Below are 22,960 nucleotides of genomic sequence, written 5' to 3'. Positions count from 1 at the left end.
GTGTCGTAAGTGTCAGGAAAGGACGCTGCCAAGGAGGAAGCAGGTACTGCCGAACATAACGCACTGGTAAATAGCAATAGAGCGGTAATCGCCCTTTTCTTTAGCTTGCGCAATCCAGTCATTTTTCACCCCGTCTTCACCAAAAATAACCTTGCGCATCATGGTCATAACCACCAAAGCAAGGCACAACAACACCAACTTCATACCGATACCAGTCAGAGCGGTCACGCCCATCGTGGTGAGATTGATTGATTCAGGCATAAGCCCTCCGATTTATTAACAAAAAGACAGCGTTAGCTGAGCCTGTAGTTTGTTTCGACGGGGGATTTATCGCATCAACACGTTTTTATTGAGCTGCGCCGGCCTAGAACGTGAATCCTCCTATGCAATAGATTCACTGAGGCGCGACAAGCCCACGTAACACAAGGGATTACGCAAAGCAGCACTAAACCAGTGATTACGCGCCAGTCTCGCTTTTTTATCGGGCTTTTCAGTGAAATACAGGCATAAAAAAACCAGCGCTCTGGCTGGTCTTTAATCGTATGAGTAGTGTTTTAACGTGACGTCGTCACCTAACCCCATATGTGCATTTGAAGATAACGGGCCTTGCCGATAGGTATCCAAATCAATCCACCGTAGCCGTCGCCCCAGTAGTCAGTGCTTGTGTCATCGTAGATATAACGAACCGCGACACTCTCACCATACCAATCTCTTGCTCGCTCTTTGCTGCCAGAGACTTTATCAAAGCCAACAACTTCAATACTGTTCACTCTGTGTTCTTCAAGCTGACTCTCAATAAAACTATAGATTTTAGGCTTTAAGGTGCGTTTGAGACGGGCAAGAAGCTTATTTTCACGCTTAGCTTGAGCTTTCTCTTGTTCCATCATTTCTTTCATTTCAAGATCACAAGAAAGCTTGTATTCCTGATCGCAGGTGTAATGAGAAACGCCAATAGACAGGCTAACGCGCTCATCACTTTGATAAACATCTGTGCCACAATGGACACATTGACCATAATTCATAAATTCACTCGTACAGCTCGTCTTCTTCCCACTCAGTAGGAACACGAACCAAACAGCCTTCGCTATGGTCCATTTCCCACTCACCGCTCTCTACAAGCTCTTTTCCGCATGAATCACAGACGTTATAGAACCGGCCATATTCAGCGATAGTTTCACTTAGGTGCTCTTGGCAAAAATACTTTTCACAACCATGCTCATCGACACCATGCATACCACCACAAGCATAAGAGAGGCCTCTATCAATTTTTTTATCGCAACCTTCATGATCACATACCGCTGCGTGAGCATAACCTATTGGCCTTCCAGCACTATCAAAACCACAATCAGCCCAACTCATAACGATTCCTTATGCGCTTCTCTCGCGGCAATCATGCTGGTAAATGTCAGAACGCTGGTATGATCATTATCATCAAGCGCCTTTTGTCGATAAGAATACAGCTCGTCTATGGTGCAAACCTCTTCATTCCACCAGCCATAGCGCCCTTTTTGACGGTATTGATTGAGCTTTTCAGCCATTTGAGCCTGAGCACCGATAACAAGCTTAGCGTCTGCAAACTCTTCATGCATCGCCTGAGTGACGGCACTACTTGAGCGGTAATCAGGGCGTATAACCAGCTTCATTATTTCTGCAAAGTAGTTTTTCATGCTGCGCTCTCCTGTTGTTTCAGCTCTTCGGCAACCTCGGAAACGTTCTTATTGACGGCCTCAAATTCAATAACCCAGACATACGGGTTATCACTCCAATTGTTGTAAAGGCCATCCCATAAGTTCTTGAACCAAGTAACCGGCTTTTGGTACCAACTCAAACCAGATTCAACCGCCTTACGCTGGCACTCTTCATCTGTCGGCATCCCCTCAAGCACAGCTTGCTCTTCAGTGATCTCTTGCACTCGTTCAATGCGAACGTCGGTCACTTTCAATGTGATTCGACTTGCGGCCTTTGGCATGTGGATTGACGGATGCCATGCTGATATTTCTTCCTCAAAATCATTACACCAGCGCATTTCACCATCGGCACGATAAATAACGCTCCCTGTGTAATAGCCCTTGCCATATTTCAGCTCTTTCACTGGCAAAGCGGGTCTATCTGGCGTCCATTCAACCATATTGCCGTCTTCATCAAATGAATGGTTCACAACACCCCAAGTTTCACGAACCCAGACCAGATCACCAACAAAGCAAGGAGCCGTAACAAGATCTGACTGAGGAAAGTCGGTCCCGACTCCGCGACGAATTAACGCGCCCCACTTGCCTTTTTTCGGGTGAGAGCTGGTGATTTTGGAAGGCTTGCGGTCGTGCAGTTCCCAGCCCTCTGGAATAACCAGAGGGCGACGGGTAACAAGCTTGCGGCCATCTAAAAGCGCGTTGACCATATCTGCAGTAAATGGGAGGTATGTTTCTTTCATCGTCGTATCCTTAGTCTTCTGCAGGGTGCCCAGCGCATGAGCCGTCCGCGTTTCTATTGTCACAAGTCGAATCCAACACCAGACAAGTAACCCCCTCATCAAGCATTTCCTTCAACTCTTTTCTCGCCGCTTCCATGCCATCTGGATGCGTTACTGTCTCGCTAAACTCTTGCTCTTCCATAGAAAGAAGCCTTTCGACCGGAATATGTACATGCATAATTGTGCTCGCCATAATAAATAATCCCTAAATAACTTCTCTAAGCAGCTCTACGTCTGCATCGTTGAGTGATTCCGCTTTCTCTGGCACTTTCACGCCACGGCTTGCCAGATAGTGCTCTGCCAGCTTCTTAATGCGGTCCGTGTCCACCTGCTTTCCGACCACTTTAGAACCTGGGTCTTGAATGCCTCGTGCTTGTGAGGATTTCACACCCAAGATAGAAAGCATTTCCGGATCACTGCCGTACTGAGTGACCGCATGGAACACAAATACTGAGTCTTCCTGTCCGTCACGGTCCAATCGACCGATACACTGGGTCATGACCTGCGGACTCCAATCCTCTTCACCAAAAATCACCGTTGAACAGCGGTGCTGAATGCCATCGGTACCAGCACCAGAGCGAAGACTCATGATCAAAAGGTCAGATTCACCGTTGATAAAGGCTTTCTTGTTGCGCTCTTTCTGGGTCTGGCTCTCAGAGCCGGTGTAAAACAGCGGATTGAGATCGGCTAACTCTTTGGCCCAAATGTCATAAACGCCCCTGTGCCAGCCAAAGAGAACGACAGGAGTGCCTGACTCAATGAACATGCGAACATAGGCCGCAACGCTGTGAGCTTTCGCTATACCCGTCATTTCGCGCATCTTGAGGTCAAAGTCTCGGGCCGCTTGTCCTCGCTCCACATAAGAGCCGGATAGCGTTTTCACGGCCAGCTGCTCAGCCAGCACTTCCATATCTGCTACTTTCTTCATGTTTGGCGCCACCCACTCGATATGCGGCTCCAATTGTTTCGCCACCTGACCAACATCGGCCTTGGTACGGCGAATAAGCACCCTTGACTCTCTCAGGTACGAACCCAGCGCATCAGGATCTGCCACAATGCCCTTATCGTTGGCAACGCCAGCATCACGGGTGCACCATTCACGTAGGAACTCGTCACGACTTCCGAGCACTTCAGGCTTAATCATGTTGCAAATGTTGAAGGCTTCAATCCCGTAGTTGTAGATAAGCGTTGCGGTCAAACCCACAACCATAGGGACGTTCTGATTGATAACGAATGCCGCCATACCGCGCTGGCTCTCTCCACCTCGTCTTAATTGCTGCACTTCGTCGTAAACGATGGCTTTTACCCAGCCTGCGGACAGCACATCAACCCATGACGACAACTGGCTGTACTTAAAGACATAGATATCAGCTTGTGGCAGCTTGTACGGCTTGGTGCCTTTCGCTTTGTGGACCGACAGGTTGATAAACTCAGCGGCTTTTTCACACCACTGATCTTGCAAGTGCGGCTCAACAACAATCACCAAAGGCAAGGCGTTAGGCAGCAGGCCAACACCTAAGCCAAGGTAGGTTTTACCCAAACCCACATCATCAATAACCAGCAGTCTTTTAACTGACTCAAGCAGATCCAGCCCCACCAGCTGATAATCACGCAGAGACTGGTTAGGCATTAGCCCCGCCCGTACCGCCGGCGTGTAGTCAGGCAGCAAGATGGCGTGCGCTTCTTCCTGCTTCTTGTGGTACTCACGGCTGCGTTTTTTCAGGTACCGTAAATCTTTATCGGACGCCTGCAGGGCATAACGCTGGGTAAACCAAAGCAGATCCGCTGCGACTTCCTGAGAATCCTGCAAAGAGAAAAGCTTGGCTTGCTGTTTCGGTATTTTCGGGAACAACTGCTTGAGGCGAATAGCAACATGAGGCTCGATGTCCACCAGCTCCCAGCGCGATTCTGAGCGACGTAGCGCCCCAAAGGTACGGTTAATCACGAGCTTACTCATAGACCGTTCTCCCCTAAGTAATAGAATCGCGTCGGCTTGCCTTCGATTTTCTCTGGCAGGCCCTGTGGCTTAGCGGTCGCCAAAATCAGCCCTGTTACCTCCGGATTAAGGCAGTAGCGCTCACACTGGCGGTAAACGCCCATCTTGTTCCACGCCTTGGAAGCTTTCACTTCCAGCCCAATGCCGGAATTAGGAAAGAAAAAGTCGATGATGCTGCGACCATCAGACAAGCGGTATTCACGCTCAAAGCGAAGCCCAAGGTTGGTGAAGTGCTCTTCTAAGTACTCTTGGCACACCTTTTCATCAGCAAATTCGTATTTTCCTTTGCGAAGAATGCCGATCAGGGCTTCCAGCTTATCAATAAGGCTCTTTGACTCTGCGCCAATCGCTTTAATCCAATGCTCAGTGATCTTTGGGTCCGGATTTCTTTCACCAAACGTCACCAATGAATTGTCTTTATTTGTCAACCCAGCTTTGAGCACTAAAAGTGCTTTAGTTGTGAGGTAGTCACCACTGGCAATGAAGCGAAGATTGTGCGGGCAATATCCAGCCAATGCTTCTTCATTTCCCAAAGGGCAATGAGCGAATGAAATAGAAGGCGCACCGGCAAGGTCCGCACCTTTCAACCAAACCCAGCGACTTTCATACTTCACTTTGGCGACAAGCCCCAATGAGTTGAGCAAGCCAACATATGCGTCTTTATCTTTCTGAGAGCAGACAATGACGATCTGGCGCTTCTTATTCCACTCGATACTGCGTAAAGCGAAGTGAATCACCTCCATTTTGATGTCGAGTGATAGATGGATGTGGTAATTCAGCTCACTTTTAGCTGCCAGCTCATGTAAGGGCGGGTTAAGGCAGATTGACTCTGCCTCGACTCTGTTTTGCATCTTCCAACTCCCTAGCGATTGCTCAAGCCGGACAAGAAGCTGTAAAGCTCTTCCCAGTTTTCGTTGTCATAATGAGCCACCAGCTCGTCCCAGTGAGAAGCTATCTCTCTCCACTCATGACCGGTGGTTAGCATCAGGAATACTTTCTTCTCAAATCCAAGCGCTCGGACCATGCGAAGGCAGCGACCAAAGTCATCAGCATCATGAGGGTAGGAATACCCCTGAATCGGTAAGCGCGTCGTACCGCCATCAATGACATAGGCCATGTATTTAGAGCTGGTACCCGTATCATCACATTCAAACCACTCAGAGATAGACATACCTTCTCTGACCTTTACCGGCTCTCGGGCACACTCTTCAACAACCAAGTTGGCCGCTTTGATCGCAGTATTAAAAATGCTCGGGCAAAATGGCATGTCAGGGCATTGGCGAGACAGCTCTTGATTGATGGCGTTAACCAAACTCATTTGGTCAATAGAAATAGGATCGTGCATGGTTAAGCCTCCAAGCGCTTCATACAGGCTTCCAGTGCTTCACCTTCTACCTTGCCAACGATTTTGAATTGCTCACGCTTCACGGTTGATTGCCAGCGCATATCGGCAGCATGAGAGGTAATAACAAAGGGTTCTACAGAGACGACCACGGCACTATCGTAGCGACCGCAACCACTGGCCAGCTGATAGTCAGGTTTTATTGGCTCAACCACATCACCAACAGCCACTTTGCGCAGCTTCGCTTCTTCGAACTTAATTAGACGGCGGGAAGTATCATCTTCCGGTCTATCGTGCATTTTGACCAAGTACATTGCTGGCGTATGCTCACAGATACCATCGATCACACCTCCATGACGATTCGTTGAGAACGAGTAAGCTTCCAGCTCTGTCCCAAGCTCAAAAGGCGGTACTGGTTGATAGGCTTTGCCCCAACTTTCAATTGCATCACGATGGATCTCTTGGATATAACCGTCTACTTGCTCCATATCATCAACAAACATCGAATCCACGTCCCAGCTGCCATAGGTATCCATGTTTTTAGCCAAATCGTAAGCATCAATGCCATGGTAGTAATGTTTTGCGATATCAACGGCAAATTCTTCCGCTTCATCCTCGTCAACACGGGCTAAGTGACCGCTTTGAACTGCCTTCAGTGCGCCGGCTTTCTTCATTTCATCGGTAAGCTCTGGGCGTGGCGGGATTTGCTCTCCCTTTGCGTTGAATAGTGGGTTCATTTTGCACCCCCTTGGCGTGTCAACTGATCACGCAGGTTCGGCGGCGTTCCCTTGATAGTCAGAGTGTCGGTTTCCGCATCGTAGAACACACGCTCACCCAGCAGCAGAGCGTCAAACGTCAGGTTGATACCACCCCCAGCACCCACGAACTTTGTAAGCTTACGAACGCAGCCGGCATCAACAGGAAAGCTATCTTCCAGTTCATAGCCTTGCTCTTGGGTGTAATGGCTAAAGGAACCTACTTCGCCGTCAAACTCTGGCAACTCGCCTGACAACTCTTTAACGCTGATCTCTTCACCGGCTTTCTTCTGGTCATTGCAGTAGTCATGAACCTGTTTCTTGAGTGAGATCTTTTCTTCGCGCTCAAGCTTGGCGTCCGCGCAAAAGTCTTCAACCGCCTGCATCAGCACTTGATTTTGCTGTTTTGCATCAAAGCCTACTTCTGCCTGCAGGAAATCAAGGAAGAAATCAGACACCTTACGGCCCACGCGCCCCTTGATGAATGACAGGTAGCGGTTTGATTCCGGATCGGTTTCAAACGTTGAGAGGTCAACTACAGCGGCCAGATCCATTTTGGCAATATCCAAATAGGCGGTAGCGCTCAGGCTCAGGTTATCCATGACGGTCATACCTGAGTTTGAAGACACCAAGCCGATCAGCAGGTAGTCCGTTGCAAGGGATTGATACTCAGCAAAGATAAGCGTGCCTTCATCAGCAAACGGGTATTTACTCAGCTCTTCTTTGAGACGAGCGGCGCCAGTCTTGGAGAAATCATAGAAAGGGGTTTCACCCTTACGGCTATCAATCAGCCACTGCTTGAACTCGCTATCAGACTGAAACTGTCCGTAGCCTTTGGTTTTCCCCGAGTAAGCACGGTGAAGCTCTTCAACAAGGGCCTCATAGGCCGGCTGGATAGGTAGATGGTGATTACCATAGTGAACAGTCAGCTCGTCTTGTTCATTTTTGACCAGCTGGTGTAGAGCAACTGCATTCAATGAAATACTCATTGGGTTTCCTTCTTTGTGTGATTTAAAGGTTGTTGGTCAGGGTCTGTAATTAAGCGGCCATGCGCTTGGATTCTTGCAGGTATGCCAAGGCATCCACGCAATAGCTTTCTTCAGCACGGTTGATGTAAATCTCGCGCTGCATAGCGATTCGTTCTGACGGGTTTTCCGTTTTTTCAAGCAGCTGCTCTGTTTTCTCGATGGCAGCTCTCAGCTGTTCCAGCAGCTCTTCAAAGTACTTCTGATTACCTACATTCAGCATGATGGTGCGAATGCTGTGTAATGACTTGATTGAAGGGGTGGCACTCTCTACCGCCTCGTTGAACTTGGCAATCCCTTCAGCGGTCAGCGAATAGACCTTACGGTCTGGCTTGCCCTCTTGTGGATCGTCTTTGAACACCAAAAAGCCATCGTCGGCCATCTTGTTTAGTGAACGGTAAATTTGCTGGTGGGATGCACGCCACAGACGGCTTTCGCTCATCATTTTGGTTAGCTCGTAACCGGTGGCTTTTTTGTGCTCTGACAGCAGAGAAAGTAGGTGGATAGGCAATTCATTTAACAGCATTTCGACACTCCTTTTTTGGAAATTGGAAACACCATATAACAAAATCCTGTACATTGTACAGGATTTATTTTAATTGATATGAAATTTTGAGGAGGTTAGAACGAAAGGCCCTGCTCTTTTAGCCAGTCGTGGTATTGGCTGAGGGCTTCTTTCATCTTGTGTTCGACGTGAGTATGAATGTAGGTCTTGTCCAATTTGCTCAGGGCATGGTTCAACAGCATTTCACCTACCATGTAATCCACCCCCAGGTCTGCCCACACCGTTCGCGCTACTTTTCGCAGGTCATGAGCGGTCCAGTTCCCAGAGGAAATACGCTTAATTTGAGTGCTCGCCGTACTGGCCGGCACGCACTGACCACTACGATCGTCATTAGGAAAGAGGAATTGCCCCGTGTAGCCCTTCGCTTTCTGGGTATTGCGGTATGCATCAAGCAACGCTTTAACCGGCTCAGTTAATGGCAAGCGGTGAGATTGCTTGGTTTTGGTATGGCCTGCCGGTAAGTGCCAATAATCATCATCAATATGGGACCACTTCGCCTGACGGGTTTCACCAATGCGGGTACCAAATAGGAGCATCATCAAAATCAGCATTCTGGTGCTGTAGTGGCAGTCCACCAGCGCCGCCAGTACCGCCGGAATATCAGCGGCCCTGATCTGGGCATCTTTGGGATTAATGCGTTTCTGAATGAAATCGGTGAATTGCAGGTCAGCCAGTGGATTAGCGTTGATACGGTTCTGCTTAGCGGCCAGCTTAAAAGCGGCCTTCAACGCAGAAAATATCAGTCTCACATTGGACAGGGAGTATTTGCTTTGAAGCGGCCAGATCAGCGCATCATCAATGCAAGCATGATTCAGCTCGTCAATCAGCTTATCCCCCAGCATGGGGATCAGGTGCTTGTTGATCACCGACCTCACCGTCGCCTTGCGCTTTTTGGATAGCTCGCGGTCAGACTGAGCACGCTCACAGTACCAGCTGAGTAAATCCGTCACTTTCTGGAAGCCACTGATAATCTCAACCTTAGCGTCTGGATTCATCGAGAGGTCAAACACGATGTGAGGCAGTCGCTCTTTTACGAGAGAGACCGGCACAACCGGATACACCCCAAGCGGGTGATATTTCTCCCCCTTACGCAGATACCAAGTTCCCCTCTCTAACCCTTTATGCGGACGCAACAATACCGTGGGCTTTGACGAAACCTTGATTTCGTAGCCTTCGGCGTTTTTTAGCGCTCGCTTAACGGATGATTCAGAAAAACTGACTGTAAGTGTCTGCATTGAGAGTCCCAATTGGCTGAGTTGCTTTTATCTTTGGCTCAACCTTTTTAAAAAAATCCTGTACATTGTACAGGATTTAGATATATATTGGCGTCGTTAGCACGAAGAGCGCTAACTGTCTCGGTGACGTTAACACCAGATTTTCTAACTATCGACAACAGGAAAATGTTGATGACAACACTACAAAGACATGCAAACGGAGAAGGGAAGCACAAGGTGATCGTGCTTTCAGCGCATTTTCAGGGAAACACAGCCAATAACCTGACACGACACCAGTTCGCGGACTTCCACGCTGATGCTCAAAGGCTGGCTGATGATATGGATAGTGAATTTAACCTGACCGGCAAAAAGGCCGACGGTAAGAGATTCAAGCTCAGAATTAAGCCGAAGTTTTGAAAGGTTGGCGTATCGCCCCGACCAAAGATTGATACGCCATAGTCTACACACCACACAGGAAGAAGGATCCCAACAATGGACAATCAACAGTTATCCAGAATGGAACGCTCAGAGCGCCTGTTAGCTGCTCACTGTTATTTAATGCGTAAACCAGTTCCCTATTCTATGCGCCTCAAGAAATCGCTGCAAGCAAAGCTCACGCGCATCGACCAGAAGTTAGAGGTTTATGTCGACAAGGTTTGGAGCGTAATCAACCGCTCTATGCAGCCATAAGCCCCGCCCCGTTTAGTTTATTACTACCGAGTTTAAAGATTGAAGGAGAAGTAGAATGACAACAGAAAAAAGCACCGTAGCAACCGCCCTGCAGTCCGCCCTGAACCCTGCACGTTACCAACTGGGTATTGCAGCAGACAAAACTGAAGGTCTCGCACACACATCCGTCAATGCCGCCATCACTATGATTGATCAGGCTGAGCAGTTGGTTATCGAGCAATACAACACAGAGGTTGATGAGTTCAACACGTTGTGTGATGAGCTTGAAAAGACTCAGGAAGACTTAACACGCACAGAGCGTGAACTTTCAGAACTTCGCTCTAACCTTGATGAACTTGAGCTTGAGGCCAAACAAGCCACTGCAGAAGCCGAGCGAGAAAAAGCTCAGGCCAAAGTCGCCCAAGCCAATGTCAAAGAAAAACTGGAAGAACTGAAACGCCTTCAGGCCATGCAGCCGGAACAAATGAAATCCCGTATCGCGGCTCAGCGCAAAAAGAACGACGAAAAACAAAAGCTGCTTGAAGAGCAACGCACCAAGATCCGTGACCTTAAAAACCAGCTGGTGGACGCTGAAACGAAAAAGAACGTCATGGTTCAGACAAACACCCAGCTGACCGAAGAGCTAAACGAAGCTCGCTCTCGCCTCATGCACAAAGACGGCGACGTGATCAACAAGGTGTTTGTGGGTACCGACGGCATTTTGAAGTGTTACATCCACGTCTTTGAATACGGCCTGTCCTTCCGACCAGAGGCATCAACCATCAAAATCATTAACGATCTGGATTGGTACTACGAAGTCAAAACCAACCACGGATTGAATATCACCGTCTCAGTGACTGACTGGCTGCAGCCATTCTACCCGCCATGTGACTACTTGGCCGACCGCTGGCCGACTGATATCCATGATGCACTGCACGAACTCATCATTAATCGCATCGAGATCACCCACCCGCACCTAATTGAGCGCATGGAGTGGGCGAAAGAAACTTATCTGGAAGATGCCCAGCTGGATCCGAAACACTTAGAAGTATTGAACAATGCCGGATTCCAGAGTCTATACAGCGTGCTTCACATTCCACCACACCGCCTGCGTGCCATCGTCAAAGACAAAGCCGGCACCGCTGCAAAGGGCTTTGGCGAAGCTGCCGTGAAGCAAATCTACTCCAAACTGGAACAATTGGTCGAGCAATGGCAACGCCAACACGATAGTTGGTCAGACCTAAACCGCCAGCCTAAAGCCGCTTAACCAACAACAGGCTGCGGCCATGCGTCGCAGCCACCAGCAGGAAATCACCATGGATAAAAATATCAAAATACTCATCCCTGAAGCTCTGCCCGAATGGACAGACCGAATTCACAACGGCCCAATGAAAGCAGTATGGAACAGTGAAACTGAAGACTTACCAACGTTAGAACTTACCCCGCCACAAAGGGGCCTAAAATCAGAGTTCATTGATGGGGCTTGGTACTGGGTTGTTGGTTGCGAGAAGTGCTTAGGTACCTCAAATGGCTGGGACTACTTTGTTTGTGACGAGCACAATGTTTGTGTGGATTGCCAAACCCACAGATCTGAAATTGTGGGATCAGCTTGGGGAACGCGAGAGGGGTTCAGATGCTCCCCATGCCAAACCGCCCTTGACCAGAAGCTAAAGCGTGAAGCTCTGGAAAAGGTTGCTAGTAACGATTACGACGAATGGGACTACAAACACAATGATGAAATTGTCTGTCCCCACTGCGGCACCAGCTATGAGCCAGACGAACCCCGCGATGGAAAAGAAACGTGTGATATCTGCGGCGGCGAATATGAGTTAGAAATTGAATATTCCGTCACTTACTCAACCACAGTTGTAGGTGAGAGGATCACTTTGGATTCACTAGAAATTGAAGAAACCGAGACAAATTTATGATTTTACCGACACTTGAGTACCTAAAGACCATCAAATCAAGCCCTGTGATTCATATCACTGACATTGAAACCGGCGCGAAAGGCCCAGACGCACACATTTTCTCAGCCTCTGTAGTGACCGTTGATATTTACCAGCGCCGGATCCTCAATCAAACCTACATGCTGATCAGCGATGAAGGCCAAGAAAACCGCATCAAAGACGCCATCGACCAACCAGATAGCACCATGGCATTCTGGGAGCGACAAAAGGAAGAGTCGCCAGAGGCTTACGCAGAACTGTTCTCACCGTCTAAAAATGATGAGCGTTTATCGCTGCCTGAAGCGCTGCACCAGATCGCCTACTACATCAAAGAAAACACGCCAGAAGGCACAAAGGCGCAAGTCATGGGGAATGGTCCGGAATTTGACAACGTTATCCTGTCACACGCTTATGAAGAAGCCGGTATCGAGCAACCTTGGCAATTCCGAGGCAACCAGTCACTGCGCACAGCCTGCCTGCTTGGTCGTTTGCTGCTTGGCATCGACCCTAAATACACCCTTGAGCGCAAAGGTCCACTCCATCACGCGCTATACGATGCCTTACATGAAGCTGAGTATTTCATTGAGATCACTTCCGCACTGATCACTGCCGTCACTAAGGGCCACAGCGTAGTTGATATGGCAAATGAGCAGCAAAACATGTTCAAAAGCTCTCTGCTTAAAGCTCTTGGCTACCAGCAGAACTCAGACAAAGAGCTGGTCGATCTGTTAGCAGAGGTCGAATTTAACCGCAAAGCGCTTCACAACGGCGAAGCCGAAGCCTGTACCTGTCAATAAAGCCATACCGTGATTGGTACCCTCTCCAGTGAGGGTACCAGAGCAAAGGAGTGATGATGGAAGACAACGACAACATTGTTGAGTTTAAGCGAATCAAGCAGCCACCCACAGACAAGCCTATATTCAAAGAGACTCAAACATACCGACACCGACTTGAATGTCAGCACGGAGACTTCAAAATCAACGAGTCCAACGACACGGTAGCATGTGGCCTATGCGGGGAAGTATTAAGCCCTATGTGGGTTTTGAAACAACTGGCCAATAAAAACTCTCAGCTCTATTGGCGATGGCAAGAAATGCAGGAGAAAGTAGAAAAAACACGCAATAAAATGCGTTGTAAGTGCCAACACTGCGGCCAAATGACCGCCATTCAGCGATAACCTGTACTTTGTACCGCCTGAGTGTTATTTTCTACGAAACACTGACGGAACTCTTTGATGACCAATAACGAAAAACTCAAGATAATTCAGAAACATTTTAAGCTGAAGGCGCAAGACGTTGCTGATATTTGCTACAAAACAAGCGTGAACACGATTTGGGCTTGGCGAACCACCCCAGAAAGCGCTCGATTCAGAACAATGAACGACGGTGAATACGAGCACCTAGTAAACTGGCTCATCAAGAATGAGCGCATTACTGACGAAACAGAGCTAAACGCTCTGCTCGAAGAAAACACCAACTAAGTATCTAAGGGGTATCAACTCAATACCCTCTAGATATTTCATCAACACTCAGTAGATACTTTACTTTTTAGTGCCCTTTCAAGCATAGCAAGCGCCGAACCATCTTTAATCATCTTCGCATCCACACGGATCACACACCACCCCAATATCGCGGCCTCACCATATTTGATGCAGTCTTCATGAAAGCCAGTAGGCGTTAAATGCCTCGACTTTTGAGTGACCTTTTTCCCCTTGCCTGAGTCAAATCGCTCTTGCCCGTGACTGTAGGTACCACCCTCAATCTCGACGGCCACCTTGTGATCTTCCCACGCGAAGTCAAAACGCCAGCGGCGCTTAGGGTGAAACTTTAATTCGTTATTCCCCCAGCGCGGCATAGGAAGCCCTGATTGCTTAACCTGCGTTGCGAACGACATTTCTAACCCACTAGGACCTTTATCGCCCTTTCGCTTCGCTGGAACGGCTTTGAGAGGCTTTCCGTTCGTCATTTGAGGCTGTTTCGCTTGCCGATACTTCCTTAGCGCCTGACCAGCAAGCGCATTACCGGCCTTGGCTAAGTTTTCCAGTTGTGTTTCCGTCATAAGATCCAAATTTCACAGATAGGTTGCTATCGGTTTATTCTTGAATCCAGCCATTTCTAACAAACAACGCCAGTTAGCGTAATCAATACTCCGGTTTTCGCCCTCTTCCGCTATCCAGTAACGAATACCACGAGAACTGCGCCCCAACACCCGCCCGATCATTTCACCGGATATCTCGCACCCTATCTTTTCACCAGAACGAAGCAAAATAGCCGCTTTTAGCCCTTTCACCATGTACGTAGTGGGCGCCTTCCAACGCTTATAGGGGATCTCTTGGGGCATAGCCCAAACTATCCACCGGCGAACCTCTTGCTCTTCGCGGTCCACATTCCAACGAATATCAGAACCGGTATTAAATCGCCCATAAGGAACCGAGTCAGGATCACTTGACTGCAGGAACACATACCCTTGCTTACCAAGCATCTTTTTGCACAGCTTGAAGTACATCTGCTCAGCTCGCACCGGATCGTCTGTCTCCACACAGTGCAACCAATTAGCCTTGTTTGTTATATGGCCGTCTTCACTCCAATAAACTTGAAATGGTTTACTCATGCCGTAGCCCTCCCTTAACGCTCACATTATAGGCACAGAGTTCCTATTAAGTCAGCCGTCAATAAATAACGCCAGAGAAGCACACAGAGCGCGATAACTGAAAAGCAATGCAATGACATTCATCATGACCTTAAAAGCCGTCAGGTAGCCAATGAAGAGCGAGAAACACCCTCAAAAGAACAAAGATCAACTGGGATCACTTTGTGTTTCCTCATCGTAGTTTCACTGTTTTTGAAAAAACAAAAAAGAGAACCCTTTATTATTTCTATTTTTTAATAGGTTATAAGATGGCTTATAGAATGGTTATATATGGTTATAAAATGGTTGTTGGCCTCGAAAGTTGAACCAGAAGTAAAATATAACAATATGTTTTTAAAGGAAAAACAAATCATTCTAGTATCTCGATTTATGTTTTGCTAGTATCTCGATTTATGCAAACGGGTATCTCAACTTATGCGTTTTGGTATCTCGATTTATGCAAACGGGTATCTCAACTTATGCATTTTGGTATCTCGATTTATGCATTTTTTTGGTCTAATTCCACTGTATATACACTACTTATACCACTGTATATAAACAGCTTTTCCACAAGCCCAGACAGCGACGTCTATTCCCTTTCAGACATAAAAAAACGGCACCCTCTTTCGAGAATGCCGCTCATATTTCAATACCTGCTTAGTAGGAGTGTCTGACGATGTGATTTCTCATGCCGTGGTACATGGCTGTGCTGAGCACTACCATGCAAAGCACCAGTTCTTCACCCCACACCACCAGCGACCAAAGCGTGATAAATGAAACGATGAATACCACCGCCGGCTTTTTGAGTTGCTGCCGATGATAACGTCGCGTCAGCTGATCAGACTTTTGAAACTTGATGTACATCTTGGGTACCGTAAACAGCACCAACGCCGCACGGACCGCTATAACCACGATAGCAATAGTCACCAGCTCTGGCTGGCCGGCTGAAAATCCAAACCAGCCAAGCAACAAAGGAATGAGGTTAAAAACAATGAATATCCAATTCACAATATGACCTTATCAATAAAAACGCCCCTGTCATTGGGACGTTGTTGTATCCGAACAGCGTGAGCGTTACTTACGCAAAATCCGATCTGAATCTTTATCTATGTAGGCATCTACAATACCAGCTGCCTTGAGCAATTTAAGCGCTGCTTTCAATTTTTGACGAAACGTTTTCAAATCGCTCGCCTTGGAACCACAGCTATGCATCACTTTTTCAACTGAGACGGCGTACTTGTTGTTTGCCTTATGGCTGGCAAAGTAAAACTGCAACCACTTGGCAATATGATTGTTCTTTAACGCCTGTCGTCGTTTTAGATCGATTCTCGCAAACCCTGAAGCCGTGAAAAACTTCACCAACTCCACTGGTAAACGATAGTGCCAAAAGCGAGCCATTGCACCATTTACGTCTTTATATTCGAACGAATCTACCAAATTAAAGTTGAAACGATGTTGAATCAAGTCGCCATTGTCTCTACGAGTGATCAAACCTTCAAGGTTGGACTGGCTAAGCCGGCGCATACATTGAAGCAATCTCTCATAATAAAATGGCGTTCTGGCCCAACCTAAAGACTTCATTAACTCAGCACGTTTAAACTTGAGCTTACCGGATAAATCGGCGTCACGCGCATAGTGGAGCAGCTCAAGAAAAACGTCCAGATCATCCTGTCTTAACTCTGGCCCGACAAACTGCAGCTCCATGGGTGCATGACTGCCATCAATCAGACCCAACAAAACCGGCTTGGTGTAATAGCGACGCTCCTGTGATGTACCTACAGTAAATAGCGCATAACGAGCTAATTCGTTCGGTAGGCATCGAACGGCTTTTGCCCACGGCTTCTCAATTAGCTTTACTGACATTTCGCTACCCCGCCAAGAGCTTCAAATAGTTGAGGTAGGAAGGCATCAAACTCACCGGCAAACAAAACCATGTCGGCGTCGAATCGCTGAGCAACATCTTCTCTCGCAATATCATCGTTCTGATCGGCCAGCTCATCTGCAAACTTGAGCCTTGCCAGACTGCCATCATCCGACAAAATGAAATCCAAGCGATCCTGCCAGTTGATAGCCAGCTTTGTGACCATCTTGTCAGCTTCAATGTGGGTTTGGATTTCTTCAGACGTCAGCTCTTGCTTCTTACAACGGATTTGACCGCCATCTTCCAAGACGGATTTTAACTCGGCCTCATCACGCAGTGAAAAACCGCTCGGCACTTCACCAGTTTTGAGCCATTCAGTCAGCGTAAATTCAATAGCAGATTCAAAGGTAACAGGGACAACCGGCAAGGAACCAATTGTCTTTCTTAGCAGGGCAAGAACATCTTCCGCTTTTTTGAAGCTACTGGCATCAACAAAAAGCAGCTCTTTCTTAGGGCAAATCCAAACATACGTTGTGCTGGTTCGCTTGAAAGCACGAGGCAGTAGATCGGTAACAACATCTTCTTTGATGTTGTCCTTCTCTTTTTTCTTCAGCGGTCGGCCTTCTTGTGATTCCACCATAGTCACGCGCTCGTTGACTTCTTCTTTGATCACTGAGGCTGGCAGCATCTTTTCTTGGAGACGAGCGGCAAGCAGGAGCCAATCACCACCAACATGCAGTAATTGGTCACTATGTTTGCCCATCACAGGCGCCCATCCAAATTTTCGCTTATCTTGTTCCCCACATGGAACGAATGCAAATTCAGACAGTTGCTCACTTAATTGGTCGGGAGTGAGTTGAACTGCCCGAGAAAAGCGATAAGCCATGATATTTTTTGGCTTCATATTCTGGGATCCTTCTTTCTTCGGGTGTTACTTGGTTTTTTGAGTCGCTGCTGCAAGCTCGGCTTCCAGCTGGCTTAAAATGGTACGTTCTGAGCGCAGCGTGATTTGAGCGCTGGTCAAGCGCTCGCTTTGCTGTTCGATTTCGCGGCGAAGTTGTTCAGGATCACGAGGTGCAGTTTGGGAAATAAACTGGTGCTTGTTTTCTCGAAGCTGTTCAAGGAATGGGCTGTGACAGTCTTTATTGGCGGCATCAATGTTAATCTGCTCATAGGCTTGAGCATTAACACGACGGCAATATTTATGAAGGATTTCGCGGCAAGCGGCATACTTCATACCGTTTACTGCCGCGACATCTGCGGTTTTTGCGCCTCTCAGGATGGCGCACGCAATTTGCTCTTCTTTTCTGAGTGAGATTTCACGCTCTTGATTTGTCTCGGTCTTGTCCATTTTGATTTCAGCCTTCCAACGTCACCGCTAAGTCGTGGTCTCGCGCTTACTTCAAAAGCACTTTTAGTTGCCACAACAAACTTTTATCTTTTTGTTGTGCACTGTTTACCGTTTTTAGCGATGGCGAGAAACAACAAAAAAATGTTGTTTAATCTTTTCTCGACTGGATCAAAACTTCGCAGATCAATCAGGTTTCAAACTCGATATCACCAGACTCAATACCTTTGAGCACCTGCTTTCCTTTCTCGGTCAGCGTGATCAGGGTGGGAGTTCGACGCATTGCCGGTATCTGTTTGCGTTCAACAGCGACCAAGCCCTGCTCTTTTAGCGACTCAAGTATCTGGTTTTTCTCTGCGGCTTTGATACCAGCATTGACATTAAGGCGTCGAGTGAGGTCGGTCATGGCAATCGTGTTCTTTTTCTCTTTCTTGAGTATGACCAGAACACGTACCTCAGCGTTTTTTAGCATGTTGATATCCATCAATTTTGTTATCTAGTTGACGATTATCGCCATGCTACATGAAGGATGCACACTTACCAATCACCAACTTACTCGTCACCGTTAGTTAAAGCGTATTAAATTACGCTAATAATTACGTTTTTAATTACGCTATTGATTAACATACATCAAAGTGTTAATTTCTGTCCACCACTTTGTTTTAAAGGGATTTTGGATGTCGCCTGAAATTGCCCACGTAACGTGCCGCGCTGAATTGACTTTAGAAAATTTGAAGCAATTAAAAGAAGATGCGGGAAGGCTCACGATTTACATCAGTGGCCCGATGACGGGGTACCGACACTTTAACCACCCTGAGTTCTTCCGGATTGAAGACATGATTCAGGAAGCCGGCCATATCCCGCTCAACCCAGCAAGAAACCCCAAAGGTCTGAGTTACGACCAGTACATGAAACTGAGCCTATCTGATCTCTTTGTCTCAAATGCTGTGGTCCGTTTGCGCGGTTGGATGGAATCAAAGGGCGCTCTGGCCGAGGTGTTTGCCGCTCATTCCCTTGGATTGATGCTCATTGATGAACAATAAGCGCTCACTGGTAGATGCCGCAATTGAGCTTGCCAGCAACAAAACAGAACAAGCACCCGAGACATGCCCTCATTGCAACGGCAAAGGGGAAACGAAAGGTCTGTTTTCTACTACATGGGAGTGTGTTCACTGTGATGGCTTGGGCTACACCGGCGATCCAATCGCAATAGCAAAGTGGTTCAAAGAGGCCCTGATCCAAAGGACCGACAGAATTAAACAGCTTGGCTCGCACTGCAGCGGACTAAGCAAAGAGAACGAGACGCTCAAAGGCATCTACCCAGACTGGGAAGAGCGATTAAATGAGCATTACGAGCAACAGACTCATGAGAAGTACAGATCACGGTTTGACTAACTGTGAATGGAGGCAGAATGTCGGACCACCAGCAACGCTACCGAAGAATGCAGCGCATCAAAACGCTTGGCTTTCATGATCTGTTACTTCGCTTTTCCTCTCAGTACAAACTTCATTTCTTGGCAGGGCTGCACGCCATTTCTATCAATCATGGCGCCAACATCAATCAGGAGGTAGCTTGCCTTCAACGTGAATTTATCAAGTTAAACCCACGAGAAGCAGCCACGGCCATCATATTTCACCCGCAATTTGGGAAGAATAGAAACAAAAAGGGATAGCATGAAACCACTAATCAAATGGGCCGGCGGTAAAACATGGCTCGCCAAACGCGCAGAGCGCATCGTCAATGACATAAGCCCAGAGCGAGTCGTAGAACCGTTCGCCGGATCGGCTGCCTTCTCACTGTACTATGAGTTCGATAACGTCATACTCAATGACGCTAACCCCGCCCTTATCAACCTGTATAAGCAACTGTCCAGTGGATACGAAATCAACCCAGATGAGTTTTTGCTGGAAGCCGATTTTTTCTATGCCGCCCGAGAAGAACTAAATAACGCTTTGCTATCAGGTCAGGATCTGGGTGAGAAAGAAGCCGGTCTTTTCTGGTACCTGTGTAAACACTCTTTCAATGGCCTTGTACGCCAGAGTAAGCGAGCTGGTAAGTTCAACATGCCATTTGGTGAATACAAGGGTATAGCGACCCCGCCAGACACCAAAGAGTTCATGCGAGTTGCTAAGAACTGGACATTCAACTGTGGCTGTTTTTCAGAGGTGGACATCACTGACGCTCAGCTAGTCCTGATCGACCCACCGTATGAGAAAACCTTCAATGCCTACACCAAAGACAAAAACGAGAACTTACAAGAACGTATAGTCAACATGCTTGGCGGCTATGACGGCGCTGTAATCGCCACCAACACGCTTTTGCCTGAATTAACCCATATCTATCGGGAAGAAGGGTTTACCGTCTACAAAACGCCTGTGAGGCGCTCAATTAGCTGTAAAGGCAGCGGTCGTGGGAAAACGTTTGAAATGATCGCCCTGAGAGGCTTTTCTAAGAAGCAGTTCCGGCGCTACATGGATGGACTTCAGCCTTACTATCCCAAAGCCGTTGGCCTTTGATGTAGTTGAAACGGGGAAGAGGCAAGATAAGTCGATTTTGATGTAGTCAAAACGGGCAAATCCCGCCTCGGACTCAGAAAACACGTAAGAAAGTGTATTCTAATTGGGTAGGCTGCCCTATTTGACTACATTAGGTGTATTCTAATTGGGCCTTGCCCTTTCCAAGAGCACAGATACACCTACTCAACCCATCAGAAAACCCAATTAGAGTACACCCTGCCCCACTTATCTGCACCGTTACCCACTTTGAGTACACCTTTACCCAATTAGGGTACACTCTCAGCTGTCAGTTTTTTGTTTCTTGTCGATACGATGTAGTAGCTTTCGCCATCTTTCCTGACGATATTTCCCGACAGGAACCCAATAGATTCAAGCTTTTGCAGCCCATTCTTTATTTTTCTGTTTGCTTCTTTTACTGACGTATTTAACTGCAGTCGGTCCCTTAGCCTTTCAAATGAAACCGGAACGGGCCTTTCAGGAAGCGCAACAAAGTACAGGTATAGGCATTGAGCCACCTCTGCCCGTGGCAGCTTATCTAAGACCTTGATGCTAACAAGGACTTGGAAATCTAACCTGTAAAGATCCCACAAGCTTTCATCAGCCATCAAAGAAACAGAGTCCTCAAATTCATCATATTCAGCTTTTAACAACAGTCCGGTATGAACCCCTTTAGCAGCCCCTTTTCGTAAAAAGGAGAGGTTTTGAGACTGGATACGACCTAATGATTCGCCTATTTGACGTCTAAGATTCTTATCAAACCTACGACTGGGGTATGAACAAAATTTAGCAAACTCACTAAATTTCAAGGTTATTTTGTTCGATTTTGCACCGTAAGTACTGAAAGCCAGAACAATCCCACACCAAACTTTAAAGTCTGTTTCTACATTTAATTTATCACCCCTAACGCTTACCCTGTCGTATCCCTCCTTCTGACAAAGCTCAAGGCTCCTTAAATCTTCAGAAAGGTCCATATCAACGAATTTGGTCGCATTCCGTCGACCTACAGGTGTAAACACCCCTGTCCTTAACAGGACATTCGGTTGAACACTCGTTGATGTGTTACACGTCAAATTAGGCATTTCGGCCTCGATAAATTCCGTAGGCGGGAAAAAGGTATTGTTATCGTTAGTTTTATTCACAAAATCGTCCACATTTCGTTTTTATTATCCCAATTAGAATACACCCTAAAACCCAATTAGAATACACCTTGAAACCCAATTAGAACACACCCACCACCCAATTAGAATACACCGCTACCCAATTAGAGTACACCGACATAGCCTGAAAGGCAGGCCACACAAGGCTTTAAGGAGGTAGGGATCTTTTAAGGGATCTATTTGGTACTTAAAAAGGGATCTTATTATTGGGATCTATCGCATGGATTTGTGGATAACTGCACGCAGTTACCCACCAACCCCACACGATCGGCTTCGCCTAATCAATCGAATTTTTCTTTTTCCTATTTTTATTAAAACACTAATCAAGTATCTACCAGATACCTACTAGGTGTTTTTGTGGTGTCGCATGGGTATCAATTTAGTTTTGATGTGCTATGATAAGCCCACACAAAAGAAGGAGATGCTCATGATTATCTTGGTTTTTGGGCAAAGAGGGGGAGCAATGAAGTCTATTTGCTCTCAAAACTTGGCCGTAGAACTCGCACACCGTCAACATTCAGTCTGTCTGGTCGATGCAGACCCAGGTGGTACAACTGCCAACTTTGGCGCCTACCGTGAAGAAGAAGGTATTGAACCTGCAATCTTCTGTGTCCAGAAAAAAGGGAAGATCACTAAAACCCTGCAGGAGCTGGATACCAAATACGATTATGTGATTGTGGATGTGCAGGGAAACATTGACCCAACACGTACACAAGAAATGCGCAGCGGCCTGTTAGCAGCTGACATTGCACTTGCCCCTTTCCGTCCTACTCAGGACCACAGGGATAGCATTCTGGAAGTACAAGATCTGATTGATACTGCCATGGACTTCAACTCTAAACTGAAAGCGTTTTGCATGATCTCGATTGCCCCGACCCATACAGCGAGAGAGCAAGATATTACTTTCACCAAAAACACACTGCGAGAATTCAGCTCAATGGGTGTGCTTGAAACCGTGGCATACAACCGAGTCGTTTACAGCGATGCCTACGCTATTGGCCGAGGCGTAAGAGAAATGAGCGATGCAAAAGCGAAGGCAGAAATGAACGCCTTAGTTGAAGAATTACTGGAGAAAGCAAATGGCTGACAAAGAAAAGCGATTTAGAGAACCTATCCGTAAAAACCAAGAAGCCAAAAAAGACGCCGATGCTTTCATCAACGGTGACATAGGCTCTCAGTCAAAAGAAGAAGCTCAACTGGAATGGTATGAAGTTTTAGAAGCGACTGACAAAACAAAAGCTTCAGAGAAGCCGGTTCACATCAACCTGAACGAGTATTACCGCGAATGGGGCACCAAGTTGGCAGAACTGGACCCACAGTACGCGAACCGTAAGCACCTTTGCCAAGTGCTGATCGCTGAAGGCATGAGCAAGCTGATAGAAAAAACACTCAAAGAGCAAAAGAAAAAAGACGCATGAAAAAGGAGCCGGTTGGCTCCTTTTTTTTGGGATAAAACCATACTATTAACAT

34 protein-coding genes are annotated in these 22,960 nt (G+C 47.2%); 13 read left to right on the top strand and 21 right to left on the bottom strand.

The features are described from left to right. Positions 1–12: 12 nt before the first annotated feature. From H735_RS21620 to H735_RS21560, 13 genes are all read right to left on the bottom strand, one after another. On the bottom strand, positions 13–261 hold the full coding sequence (locus H735_RS21620) for a hypothetical protein (protein ID WP_012219902.1): 249 nt from the start codon (positions 259–261) through the stop codon (positions 13–15). A gap of 311 nt (positions 262–572) precedes the next feature. Then, positions 573–1,022, bottom strand: coding sequence for a hypothetical protein (locus H735_RS21615; RefSeq protein WP_020195232.1), 450 nt, complete (start codon positions 1,020–1,022; stop codon positions 573–575). Between the two features lie 4 nt (positions 1,023–1,026). After that, entirely contained in the window at positions 1,027–1,359 is a 333-nt protein-coding gene (locus H735_RS21610; protein WP_020195231.1) for a hypothetical protein, read from the bottom strand. After that, positions 1,356–1,667, bottom strand: coding sequence for a hypothetical protein (locus H735_RS21605; protein ID WP_020195230.1), 312 nt, complete (start codon positions 1,665–1,667; stop codon positions 1,356–1,358). Before H735_RS21605 ends, H735_RS21610 begins: the two co-directional genes overlap by 4 nt. Next, positions 1,664–2,428, bottom strand: a complete 765-nt coding sequence (locus H735_RS21600) for an ASCH domain-containing protein (RefSeq protein ID WP_020195229.1) — start codon at positions 2,426–2,428, stop codon at positions 1,664–1,666. Before H735_RS21600 ends, H735_RS21605 begins: the two co-directional genes overlap by 4 nt. A gap of 10 nt (positions 2,429–2,438) precedes the next feature. Further along, positions 2,439–2,660, bottom strand: a complete 222-nt coding sequence (locus H735_RS21595; RefSeq protein WP_020195228.1) for a hypothetical protein — start codon at positions 2,658–2,660, stop codon at positions 2,439–2,441. A gap of 12 nt (positions 2,661–2,672) precedes the next feature. Then, a complete protein-coding gene (locus H735_RS21590; protein ID WP_020195227.1) occupies positions 2,673–4,424 on the bottom strand; it encodes an SNF2-related protein in 1,752 nt (583 codons plus the stop codon). Continuing rightward, positions 4,421–5,314: a hypothetical protein gene (locus H735_RS21585; protein ID WP_020195226.1), complete on the bottom strand. Its 894-nt coding sequence runs from the start codon at positions 5,312–5,314 to the stop codon at positions 4,421–4,423. The genes H735_RS21590 and H735_RS21585 overlap by 4 nt, the downstream gene beginning before the upstream one ends. Before the next feature lie 11 nt (positions 5,315–5,325). Then, positions 5,326–5,808, bottom strand: a complete 483-nt coding sequence (locus H735_RS21580) for a hypothetical protein (RefSeq protein WP_020195225.1) — start codon at positions 5,806–5,808, stop codon at positions 5,326–5,328. A gap of 2 nt (positions 5,809–5,810) precedes the next feature. Then, entirely contained in the window at positions 5,811–6,542 is a 732-nt protein-coding gene (locus H735_RS21575; RefSeq protein WP_020195224.1) for a hypothetical protein, read from the bottom strand. Next, complete coding sequence (yejK, locus tag H735_RS21570; RefSeq protein WP_020195223.1) at positions 6,539–7,549, bottom strand: nucleoid-associated protein YejK; 1,011 nt, start codon at positions 7,547–7,549, stop codon at positions 6,539–6,541. Before yejK ends, H735_RS21575 begins: the two co-directional genes overlap by 4 nt. 49 nt (positions 7,550–7,598) lie before the next feature. Continuing rightward, positions 7,599–8,111 (bottom strand): PadR family transcriptional regulator, encoded by a 513-nt coding sequence (locus H735_RS21565; protein ID WP_020195222.1) that lies wholly within the window; start codon positions 8,109–8,111, stop codon positions 7,599–7,601. Between the two features lie 95 nt (positions 8,112–8,206). Then, positions 8,207–9,385 (bottom strand): tyrosine-type recombinase/integrase, encoded by a 1,179-nt coding sequence (locus H735_RS21560; protein ID WP_020195221.1) that lies wholly within the window; start codon positions 9,383–9,385, stop codon positions 8,207–8,209. A gap of 171 nt (positions 9,386–9,556) precedes the next feature. On the opposite strand from H735_RS21560, the gene H735_RS21555 reads away from it, so the two are divergent. The 7 genes from H735_RS21555 to H735_RS21525 all read left to right on the top strand — a co-directional run bounded on the left by H735_RS21555 (position 9,557) and on the right by H735_RS21525 (position 13,459). Beyond that, entirely contained in the window at positions 9,557–9,781 is a 225-nt protein-coding gene (locus H735_RS21555; protein WP_020195220.1) for a hypothetical protein, read from the top strand. A gap of 75 nt (positions 9,782–9,856) precedes the next feature. Next, positions 9,857–10,054 carry a hypothetical protein gene (locus H735_RS21550; protein WP_012219907.1) on the top strand — a complete coding sequence of 66 codons (198 nt, stop codon included), beginning with the start codon at positions 9,857–9,859 and terminating at the stop codon, positions 10,052–10,054. A 55-nt stretch (positions 10,055–10,109) separates the two neighbouring features. Next, entirely contained in the window at positions 10,110–11,300 is a 1,191-nt protein-coding gene (locus H735_RS21545; protein WP_020195219.1) for an AAA family ATPase, read from the top strand. A gap of 49 nt (positions 11,301–11,349) precedes the next feature. Then, positions 11,350–11,961 carry a hypothetical protein gene (locus H735_RS21540; protein WP_020195218.1) on the top strand — a complete coding sequence of 204 codons (612 nt, stop codon included), beginning with the start codon at positions 11,350–11,352 and terminating at the stop codon, positions 11,959–11,961. Further along, on the top strand, positions 11,958–12,776 hold the full coding sequence (locus tag H735_RS29690) for a 3'-5' exonuclease (protein WP_020195217.1): 819 nt from the start codon (positions 11,958–11,960) through the stop codon (positions 12,774–12,776). Before H735_RS21540 ends, H735_RS29690 begins: the two co-directional genes overlap by 4 nt. Positions 12,777–12,829: 53 nt before the next feature. After that, positions 12,830–13,156 carry a hypothetical protein gene (locus tag H735_RS29685; protein ID WP_139045306.1) on the top strand — a complete coding sequence of 109 codons (327 nt, stop codon included), beginning with the start codon at positions 12,830–12,832 and terminating at the stop codon, positions 13,154–13,156. A 57-nt stretch (positions 13,157–13,213) separates the two neighbouring features. After that, positions 13,214–13,459 carry a hypothetical protein gene (locus H735_RS21525; RefSeq protein WP_012219916.1) on the top strand — a complete coding sequence of 82 codons (246 nt, stop codon included), beginning with the start codon at positions 13,214–13,216 and terminating at the stop codon, positions 13,457–13,459. Positions 13,460–13,500: 41 nt separating this feature from the next. Here H735_RS21525 and H735_RS21520 read toward each other — a convergent pair whose 3' ends face one another. From H735_RS21520 to H735_RS21490, 7 genes are all read right to left on the bottom strand, one after another. Continuing rightward, positions 13,501–14,037, bottom strand: a complete 537-nt coding sequence (locus H735_RS21520; RefSeq protein WP_020195215.1) for a hypothetical protein — start codon at positions 14,035–14,037, stop codon at positions 13,501–13,503. 12 nt (positions 14,038–14,049) lie between these two features. Further along, positions 14,050–14,589, bottom strand: a complete 540-nt coding sequence (locus tag H735_RS21515; RefSeq protein ID WP_020195214.1) for a hypothetical protein — start codon at positions 14,587–14,589, stop codon at positions 14,050–14,052. A gap of 675 nt (positions 14,590–15,264) precedes the next feature. Further along, positions 15,265–15,615 (bottom strand): hypothetical protein, encoded by a 351-nt coding sequence (locus H735_RS21510; protein WP_020195213.1) that lies wholly within the window; start codon positions 15,613–15,615, stop codon positions 15,265–15,267. Between the two features lie 66 nt (positions 15,616–15,681). Then, positions 15,682–16,470 carry a plasmid replication initiator TrfA gene (gene trfA / locus H735_RS21505; protein WP_020195212.1) on the bottom strand — a complete coding sequence of 263 codons (789 nt, stop codon included), beginning with the start codon at positions 16,468–16,470 and terminating at the stop codon, positions 15,682–15,684. Further along, entirely contained in the window at positions 16,461–17,372 is a 912-nt protein-coding gene (gene rdgC / locus H735_RS21500; RefSeq protein ID WP_020195211.1) for a recombination-associated protein RdgC, read from the bottom strand. The genes trfA and rdgC overlap by 10 nt, the downstream gene beginning before the upstream one ends. 27 nt (positions 17,373–17,399) lie before the next feature. Continuing rightward, positions 17,400–17,819: a hypothetical protein gene (locus tag H735_RS21495; RefSeq protein WP_020195210.1), complete on the bottom strand. Its 420-nt coding sequence runs from the start codon at positions 17,817–17,819 to the stop codon at positions 17,400–17,402. A 187-nt stretch (positions 17,820–18,006) separates the two neighbouring features. After that, complete coding sequence (locus H735_RS21490; RefSeq protein ID WP_012219889.1) at positions 18,007–18,288, bottom strand: hypothetical protein; 282 nt, start codon at positions 18,286–18,288, stop codon at positions 18,007–18,009. 205 nt (positions 18,289–18,493) lie between these two features. Here H735_RS21490 and H735_RS21485 point away from each other — a divergent pair, with 205 nt between their 5' ends. From H735_RS21485 to H735_RS21470, 4 genes are read left to right on the top strand one after another with little or no spacing between them, the layout of a single operon-like run. Continuing rightward, a complete protein-coding gene (locus tag H735_RS21485; protein WP_012219888.1) occupies positions 18,494–18,859 on the top strand; it encodes a DUF4406 domain-containing protein in 366 nt (121 codons plus the stop codon). Beyond that, positions 18,849–19,211: a hypothetical protein gene (locus H735_RS21480; protein ID WP_020195293.1), complete on the top strand. Its 363-nt coding sequence runs from the start codon at positions 18,849–18,851 to the stop codon at positions 19,209–19,211. The genes H735_RS21485 and H735_RS21480 overlap by 11 nt, the downstream gene beginning before the upstream one ends. A 17-nt stretch (positions 19,212–19,228) precedes the next feature. Further along, positions 19,229–19,489 (top strand): hypothetical protein, encoded by a 261-nt coding sequence (locus H735_RS21475; protein WP_020195292.1) that lies wholly within the window; start codon positions 19,229–19,231, stop codon positions 19,487–19,489. Position 19,490: 1 nt separating this feature from the next. Next, the gene (locus H735_RS21470; protein ID WP_020195291.1) at positions 19,491–20,333 is read left to right on the top strand and encodes a DNA adenine methylase; all 843 of its coding nucleotides are present in this window, start codon (positions 19,491–19,493) and stop codon (positions 20,331–20,333) included. A gap of 266 nt (positions 20,334–20,599) precedes the next feature. Here the strand turns inward: H735_RS21470 and H735_RS21465 are convergent, their stop codons facing one another. After that, the gene (locus H735_RS21465) at positions 20,600–21,472 is read right to left on the bottom strand and encodes a RepB family plasmid replication initiator protein (RefSeq protein ID WP_027726620.1); all 873 of its coding nucleotides are present in this window, start codon (positions 21,470–21,472) and stop codon (positions 20,600–20,602) included. Between the two features lie 445 nt (positions 21,473–21,917). Here H735_RS21465 and H735_RS21460 point away from each other — a divergent pair, with 445 nt between their 5' ends. Beyond that, positions 21,918–22,577, top strand: a complete 660-nt coding sequence (locus tag H735_RS21460) for a nucleotide-binding protein (RefSeq protein WP_020195289.1) — start codon at positions 21,918–21,920, stop codon at positions 22,575–22,577. Continuing rightward, positions 22,570–22,908: a hypothetical protein gene (locus tag H735_RS21455; protein WP_020195288.1), complete on the top strand. Its 339-nt coding sequence runs from the start codon at positions 22,570–22,572 to the stop codon at positions 22,906–22,908. Before H735_RS21460 ends, H735_RS21455 begins: the two co-directional genes overlap by 8 nt. Positions 22,909–22,960: the final 52 nt, after the last annotated feature.

The organism is Vibrio owensii CAIM 1854 = LMG 25443, assembly GCF_000817815.1.
GTDB lineage: Bacteria > Pseudomonadota > Gammaproteobacteria > Enterobacterales > Vibrionaceae > Vibrio > Vibrio owensii.
This window is presented reverse-complemented; position numbering and strand designations above follow the sequence as displayed.